General features: G+C 62.5%; 3 protein-coding genes. All 3 read right to left on the bottom strand.

Annotated features, from left to right (window positions below):
- Positions 1–686 (bottom strand): cbb3-type cytochrome c oxidase subunit I (locus BMZ19_RS21965; protein WP_170847832.1); only part of this gene is annotated, 686 nt, incomplete at its 3' end.
- Positions 687–1,053: 367 nt separating this feature from the next.
- Positions 1,054–1,977: a cytochrome-c oxidase, cbb3-type subunit III gene (gene ccoP / locus BMZ19_RS21960; protein ID WP_090313881.1), complete on the bottom strand. Its 924-nt coding sequence runs from the start codon at positions 1,975–1,977 to the stop codon at positions 1,054–1,056.
- A gap of 29 nt (positions 1,978–2,006) precedes the next feature.
- A partial coding sequence (locus tag BMZ19_RS21955) for a cbb3-type cytochrome c oxidase subunit II (protein ID WP_170847831.1) occupies positions 2,007–2,287 on the bottom strand: 281 nt, incomplete at its 5' end.

Below are 2,287 nucleotides of genomic sequence, written 5' to 3'. Positions count from 1 at the left end.
TTGGGCACGAAGTAGTACATCATGCCGAGGAAGCCGGTGGTCAGGAAGAAGCCCACGGCGTTGTGGCCGTACCACCACTGCACCATGGCGTCGGTAGCACCGCTATAGACCGAGTAGGACTTGAACAGGGTAACCGGGATTTCCAGGTTGTTGACGAGGTGCAGCATCGCCGTGACCAGGATGAATGCCCCGAAGAACCAGTTGCCGACGTAGATGTGCTTGGTCTGGCGCTTCATCACAGTGCCGAAGAACACGATCGCGTAGGAAACCCAGACGATGGTGATCAGGATGTCGATCGGCCACTCCAGCTCGGCGTACTCCTTGGAGGAGGTGAAGCCCTGCGGCAGGGTGATCGCGGCCAGCACGATCACCAGTTGCCAGCCCCAGAAAACGAAGGAGGCGAGAGTGTCACTGAACAGGCGCGCCTGGCAGGTGCGCTGGACCACGTAGAAGGAGGTGGCCATCAGCGCGCAACCGCCGAAGGCGAAGATCACTGCGTTGGTATGCAGCGGTCGCAGGCGGCCGAAGCTGGTCCATGGCAGGTCGAAGTTCAACTGCGGCCATACCAATTGGGAGGCGATCAATACGCCTAGACCCATGCCAATGATCCCCCAGATTACCGTCATGACGGCGAACTGGCGGACCACCTTGTAGTTATAAGCAGTCGGGCTGATTGCTGTACTCATTTCAGGGGTTCCACGGTTATGGACTTTCGGGACAAAAAACGGCGGCAAGTATGGAGAAAGCAGATTGCCATTGCAACGCAAGCGCCTGTCAGGCAAGGGATTGCGGGCAAGTCGGCAATGCCGTTTCCAGCTCTGCGACCGTAGTCGTGATGGCGCAGCACGGAGCCTCGAAAGACGCCGCAAGGGGTGATGCCGCGTTGTTTTTGTAACGGAGTGCGACTGGAGGGAGAGCTTAGTCCTCAAGCCGTCGACTGTGAAGAAAGCTTAAGGATGGGTGCGACACTTGGTCGCGCAATCGGGGGAGGCTGGAAGGGGGCTGGGTGAGGGGGAAGAAAGGCGTGCCGCATTGCACGGCACGCCTTCGGACTTACTTGGTGGCTTGCTGCGACAGGCTGTACACGTAGGCTGCCAGCAGGTGGACCTTGTCGTTGCCCAGGTAGGGTTCCTGAGCCGGCATCTGGCCCTGACGGCCATTGCGGATGGTCAGTTGCAGCTGGGTCAGGCTCGAACCGTAGATCCAGCCGGTGCTGGCGGTCAGGTTCGGGGCGCCCATGGCCGGTACGCCCTTGCCTTGCGGGCCATGGCAGGCGACGCAGTTGGTGGCGAAGATCTGCTGGCCGGCAGCCAGGTCGGCACCGTGGCCTTCCGGCAGTTTCAGGCCAGCCAGTTCGCTGCGTACATAGGCAGCGACGTTCTTCACGCCTTCTTCGCCGAGGACCGCGCCCCAGGCCGGCATCATGCCGTGGCGACCGGCGAGGATCGTGGCCTTGATGGTCTCGGCCTCGCCGCCCCAGCGCCAGTGCTGGTCAGCCAGGTTGGGGAAGCCGAAGCTGCCCTTGGCATCCGAGCCGTGGCACACCGAGCAGTAGGAGGCGAACATGCGCGAGCCCATCTTCAGCGCCTGCGGGTCCTTGGCGACGTCGGCTACCGGCATGGCAGCGTACTTGGCGAACAGCGGACCGTACTCGGCCTCGGCACGATCGACCTCGCGCTGCCACTGGCCGACCTGGGTCCAGCCATTCTCGTAACCCGGCAGAACGCCTTTCCAGTTGCCCAGGCCCGGGTAGAGCACCAGGTACAGGGCGCCGAAGATCAGGGTGCCGAGGAACAGCAGGAACCACCAGCGCGGCAGCGGGTTGTCGTACTCCTCGATGCCATCGAAGGAGTGACCCATGGTCTGGTCGGTGGTGTCTGGGCGCTGTCCCTTGCGGGTCGCGAAGATCAGCCACGCCAACACCAGCATGGTGCCGATGGTGAGGATGCTGATGTAGATACTCCAAAAGCCTGTCATGGATTATTGCTCCTGGCTAAGGCTGCGCATCAGCGCTTGTTCTTGAGGCTGGTGCCGAGGACCTGCAGGTACGCGACCAGCGCGTCCATCTCGGTCTTGCCATTGACCGCATCGCGGGCTCCGGCGATGTCTTCCTCGGTGTAGGGCACGCCCAGGGTGTGCAGCGCCGTCATCTTGGCGGCGGTGTCCTTGCCGTCCAGCTTGTGCTCCACCAGCCAGGGGTAGGAGGGCATCTTCGATTCGGGCACCACGTTGCGCGGGTTGTACAGGTGGGCGCGGTGCCAGTCGTCGGAGTAGCGGCCGCCGACGC

It is taken from the genome of Pseudomonas linyingensis (assembly GCF_900109175.1).
GTDB classification, from domain to species: Bacteria; Pseudomonadota; Gammaproteobacteria; order Pseudomonadales; family Pseudomonadaceae; genus Geopseudomonas; species Geopseudomonas linyingensis.
Note: the sequence above shows the minus strand (reverse complement) of the source record. Positions and strands in the feature narration are given on the sequence as shown.